Below are 4751 nucleotides of genomic sequence, written 5' to 3'. Positions count from 1 at the left end.
GCTCGCACTGCTCGGTGAGCGCACGCCCATCCGGGGACAGGAAGCCATTGGCTCGATCATGGTGGAAGATCCTGCGCTAGCGCCGCCGGTCGACGCGATCCTGTGCCGAAAGAATGTCACGGCGATCTGGCAGTTCGCCGCCGGACTCGAGGCCGGACACCGACCGGCGATCCGGATGAGCCCCGCCGAGATTCTCGCTTACGCTGACGGCGCTGACCGGTTGCTGGCCGGCCAGCGCGCGTTCCGTCCGGCGGCATTTTCGCTGTTCGAGACGTGGAGCGACGCACAGGCGTTTGCGCGCAGTGCGTTTGGTCAGGACCTGCTGCCGGTTGTGCGCATCGTCGACGAGCTGGGGACCGGCTATCTGCGGGCCCTGGCGCAGCGTTCGGCGGCGGAGGGCGCCGCCGACTATGTGGTCTCAACCGTCCACCGTGCCAAGGGTCTCGAGTGGAAGCGGGTCAAGATTGCCAACGATTTCCGCCTGCGCGGGGCCGACGGCAGCCCGATGCCGGACGACGATGAGCTGCGCCTCCTCTATGTGGCCGTGACACGGGCGCAGCATGTCCTGGATATCTCCGGGTTGCGCGACGAACTGCTGCGGCTTTTCAGTCTCCGGCGCCAGGACCGGTCAGCAAAATAAGTGATCAAATGGGAGAATCTTGATTCCCGTTTGAGAGTGATCTAGAATGGGAGTCATGGAATTCCCATCTGGGAGGAGCGCATCATGTCCCTGAATCAACCGTCCGGCCGTCACCCGGCCGCGCGTCCGGGCGCCGCACATGCCGGCAAGGCCCTGGCCGGCTCTGGCAGACCCGGCGCCCACGCTGACGATATCGAAACGTTCCTCGTCAGGTTCGACCCGCTCGAGCAACGCCGGCAGATCCGGGAAGGCATGGAAGCGGCGATCATCGAGCGCGTGGCGAAGGACCTGCTGCACGTGCCGGTGCAGACGCTGCTCGCGAGTCTCAATCTGCCGAGTTCGACGATCCTGCGCAAGATGGCGCGCGCGGAGCGCCTGTCGCCAGCCGAATCGGATCGCGTTGCGCGTGTGCTCTATGTGCGTCAGCTTGCTGTCGAGGTGTTTGAGGACCCGGCGCTGGCCGCCGAGTGGATGCAGCGATCGAATGCGGAACTGGGTGGACTCAGCCCGCTCGAGGTGCTCGACTCGCAACCGGGCTACGACCGCGTGCGTGAGATCCTGCTGCGCGTCATTCACGGCGTGTCTGCATGAGGCTTTACCGCCTGGCAAAAGAACGGCGCGGGTATTATCGTGCCGATGACCTGAGCGGCAATGGTGCGGCGATCGCCGGAGGCCGCTGGAACCCGCGTGGCATGCGGGTGCTCTACACCTGCTGCCACGCGTCGACGGCGCTGCTTGAGGCGCTGGTGCACATGGCGGGCTTGCTACCGGCCGGTGGCTATTTCCTCGTGACGCTGGAGGTGCCGGACGCTGCCTACGATGCCGCGTTCGCACCCGGCCTGCCGGACGGCTGGGCAGACCTGACGAGCGATCCTGTGGCGACAAGGGCGCTTGGCCGGCAATGGCTTGAGGCGGGCGAGGAACTGGCGATGCGGGTCCCGTCGGTCGTTTGTCCTACCGACTTCAATCTGCTGCTGAACCCGATGCATCCAGAGATGGCAAGCGTAAAGGTGATCAGCACGGAACCCTTTATGCTGGATCCGCGGCTGTTTGGCCAGCCGACGCGATGAGCCCGATGTCAATTGCAGGCGGATGAACCATGCCCCGCGATCAAATGTCAGGGTTCGCGATGTGCGTGCCGGCGGTCAAGGCGCTCTCCAGACATCCAATCGACAAAAAGCACGATCGTTCGAAAATGCGATAATGTTAATTATGTTAAACAGTGCCATGGAGGAAAAGACCGAGATGGCCGGCCTCCTTCAGCGCGCGATGCGCGTCAGAGACCGGCGGGATACCCACGTTCACGAGCAGCCACTTACCCGTGCGTTCGCATCCGAGCGAAGAAACTCATCGACAATGTCGCGGTCGCGAACCTGAATCCGTCTGAGCAGGTCGCTGCTCATACCGAACCTCCGGAGATTCCGGAAAACCATCGCTCCATCGCGGAACAACGGCTACGTGAAGAGAAAACATTCAGGACTTCATATCGAGTAGAGTCGTGCCCTGCGAATAGGTATCGACTAGGCGGTCTGCTGGCTACTGAGCGATTTTCAAGTGTCTTATCGTTGTCCTGGCGGGAACTGCGGGCGGCCGGGCCAACGCTAGAGTTCTACTCGTGTGCAGCGTTCCATCGGCGAGCGAGCTTCATCCTCGACAAGGTCACACTGAGGCGAGCTCTAATCGTTTTCGCGCGGTTTTCCCTTGCGGGAGGCTGCACATCCGCGGGCGCGCGGTCGCGGGTCGCAGAGAATTTTTTAGCTGTACAAGTTCCTGAATAGGCGTACCATCGGCATGTCAATTGACCTGCGACCGATTTCGGCACCCTCCCCAACCCCCAGCGGGTTGATCTGCTCTGCTCTTCTCTATCGCTGTCCGCGTGAAGCACTCTGCGTCGTCGTGCCACTCGGACGCTTTCTTTGATGACGCCGCCCCTATGCGGCTACAAGGCGCTTCGATGACCACCTCTATTTGCCGGGGTGCCGGACATCTGTCCGCTCGTCTACTCACACCACACCGCAGGCCCGGGCGGGAGTCACAATTACAATGAAGGCTTCGACGCCTCCGTGAAGTTTGTCGAGCCAGAACGTTCGGGTCACCTCGCGCGCAGTCGCTTTCTCAACCTTCAAACGAGCCCCGCTTTTTCACACGCCGGTGAGCTACCGCGACAACACAGAGGGGTTCCTCAACATGACAAGAAATACCGCTGGCTTGAAAGCGCAACGGCTGGATCAGTGTCGTCGACGATTTATGGCCGAACTCGCGCGGGGCGCCTCCCATATCGCGAGTACATTGACGCCTGTCGGCGAGCGTGCCGCAATATCGGACGTTTCGGACGAGTTTCAACGTCGATACGGAACGGACGACCTCAATTTGTTCCTCGAACTGCTGGCCCAGGCACTCGACGCCCGTCTTCGGCCGGACACCGCCACCTTCATCCGTCGTTACAATGTAGGTTCCCATTGAGAATTATTCGGGGAACGAAATATCTGAAGGGGTCGTACAGCCGCGCCGGCATTCGAACTTGTCCCCCGGTGAGCGTCGGCCTCGGAGGACAGGCAAAATGGTTCACGCGCATTGGGCGAAACGTATCCTATGGAACAGGGTGACGCATCCCGCCTGCTTAGTGCCAGAATAGCGCGATCAGGATGATAATCGGAATGGGCACACCCAACAGATAAAGAAGAATCGAGCGCATAACAGTCTCCAGACGGTTCGGTAATGGGTATAACCTTGGCCTCGTCAGAATTCGCGCATGCGGCCGCCGATCGTCGCCATGAGACTGGCGGCGAACGCGCCTATAAGTAGGGAAACAAAAAGCCACAGCGTGATGTGTATGGTTGCCTTGCGCGCTTCATCCGCAGCAGCACGCGCCGCGTTATTCAATTGACCTGCCTTCTCCTGCAGGCGCGACCACGTGGACAAAACTCGCGCGCGGGCATCGGCTGGCGCAAGTCCTGTTCTTCGGGCAACGATTCTGGCGACATAGTCGCTATCATCCGGCGCCAGTCCTCCTGCGCCAGGCAGGCCGTTGAGAAAAATTCGCGCGATTTCCTGCTTCTGCTCGACCCTCACCGATGCGTCGTCAGCTTCCTGATTGTCAGGCGATATGGCGCCCGCCGGCGGACGCAGCATGCCGTCGATCAAATAACCCATCGGCCACGTGCGGTAAGCCGCGGCCCCGTCCCCGCGGGCAAGCGTGCCAACCCCCGACGCTGCCTGCACGCCGGGTTCCGCCATGTCACCTGTCGCCACGGCTCGCACCCCTTCGCGCGCAATGCCAGTGATTGCCGAAGCAAGGACTGCAGCGGAAAAAAGTGTCGCGAGCGACCAGGCGATAAAGCCGTGCGCCGTGTCCCGAAAGTGAGTCTCGTCGGCACTGACGTCGGGCCAGTGGCGACGCAGGCGCCCCGCCAGATAGCCGCCGAGTCCCGCGGACATTACCTGTGTCACACAGATCCAGACGATGGCTGCAAAACCAAAGGTCTTCGCGTGCGCCCCGCTTCCAGGCCACGGCGAAAGAGACGAAAGTCCGAGCCCTGTACCGAGCATGAGCAGAATGAGAGAAAAGGCCGCCATGGCAACCGCACCGGCCACGATCGCGGCCCACGACACTGCGCCGGGCGCGCGACGGTACGGCTGTTGAATGCCGTGCGCCGCTGCGAGATCCGTGTGTAGATTGCTCATCTCTTCCATGACGTCTCCTCTCTCAGGTCGCGGACCGTTGACGGGCATGCACCGGTGCAGCCTCGCCGGATTAGCCAGCAGAAAGTGTGCCGCACATCGCCGCGTTAGACTGCGACGACCACCCTGACACAAGAGAGCGGGCATCGGCCGATCAAACCGATGCCCGGCTTGCCGCCCGGGCGATTGTTTTACATCAGGTCCGTGTCAATCTGGACGATCGGACGATAAGCGCTCTCGAAGCCCGACTGCCTTTACAGGTCAACCGGGTTGTTCATGCCAGGATCGCGTCCCGGAAGCTCCCCGGTCGCCAGCCAGTACGGACGGCGATTGTAGTAGTCATGCAATTGCGTACCCCATGTCGAATCCGCCATCGATGGCCAGTGATCCTTATCGAATCCGGGATCGTCCTTGATGCGTTCGGCCGCCA

The 4751-nt window shown here is 61.7% G+C and carries 5 protein-coding genes; 4 read left to right on the top strand and 1 reads right to left on the bottom strand.

Annotation, left to right across the window (positions count from 1 at the left end; genetic code table 11):
- From M3I54_RS43510 to M3I54_RS43495, 4 genes are all read left to right on the top strand, one after another.
- On the top strand, positions 1 to 640 hold a 640-nt coding region (locus M3I54_RS43510), incomplete at its 5' end, for an ATP-binding domain-containing protein (protein WP_254346572.1).
- An 84-nt stretch (positions 641 to 724) separates the two neighbouring features.
- Positions 725 to 1231, top strand: a complete 507-nt coding sequence (locus M3I54_RS43505) for an antitoxin Xre/MbcA/ParS toxin-binding domain-containing protein (RefSeq protein WP_254346571.1) — start codon at positions 725 to 727, stop codon at positions 1229 to 1231.
- Positions 1228 to 1710 carry an RES family NAD+ phosphorylase gene (locus tag M3I54_RS43500; protein ID WP_254346570.1) on the top strand — a complete coding sequence of 161 codons (483 nt, stop codon included), beginning with the start codon at positions 1228 to 1230 and terminating at the stop codon, positions 1708 to 1710. Before M3I54_RS43505 ends, M3I54_RS43500 begins: the two co-directional genes overlap by 4 nt.
- A gap of 1081 nt (positions 1711 to 2791) precedes the next feature.
- Positions 2792 to 3103, top strand: a complete 312-nt coding sequence (locus tag M3I54_RS43495) for a hypothetical protein (RefSeq protein ID WP_254346569.1) — start codon at positions 2792 to 2794, stop codon at positions 3101 to 3103.
- 276 nt (positions 3104 to 3379) lie between these two features.
- Here M3I54_RS43495 and M3I54_RS43490 read toward each other — a convergent pair whose 3' ends face one another.
- Entirely contained in the window at positions 3380 to 4333 is a 954-nt protein-coding gene (locus M3I54_RS43490) for a hypothetical protein (RefSeq protein WP_254346568.1), read from the bottom strand.
- Between the last annotated feature and the right edge of the window lie 418 nt (positions 4334 to 4751).

Origin of the sequence: Paraburkholderia sp. CNPSo 3274 (genome assembly GCF_024206475.1) — a bacterium.
Lineage (GTDB): Bacteria > Pseudomonadota > Gammaproteobacteria > Burkholderiales > Burkholderiaceae > Paraburkholderia.
Note: the sequence above shows the minus strand (reverse complement) of the source record. Positions and strands in the feature narration are given on the sequence as shown.

What these genes read in the sequence shown, in the direction of transcription:
- M3I54_RS43505 (WP_254346571.1), top strand. Translation starts at nt 725, where the DNA reads ATGTCCCTGAATCAACCGTCCGGCCGTCACCCGGCCGCGCGTCCGGGC.
- M3I54_RS43500 (WP_254346570.1), top strand. Translation starts at nt 1,228, where the DNA reads ATGAGGCTTTACCGCCTGGCAAAAGAACGGCGCGGGTATTATCGTGCC.
- M3I54_RS43490 (WP_254346568.1), bottom strand. Translation starts at nt 4,333, where the DNA reads ATGGAAGAGATGAGCAATCTACACACGGATCTCGCAGCGGCGCACGGC.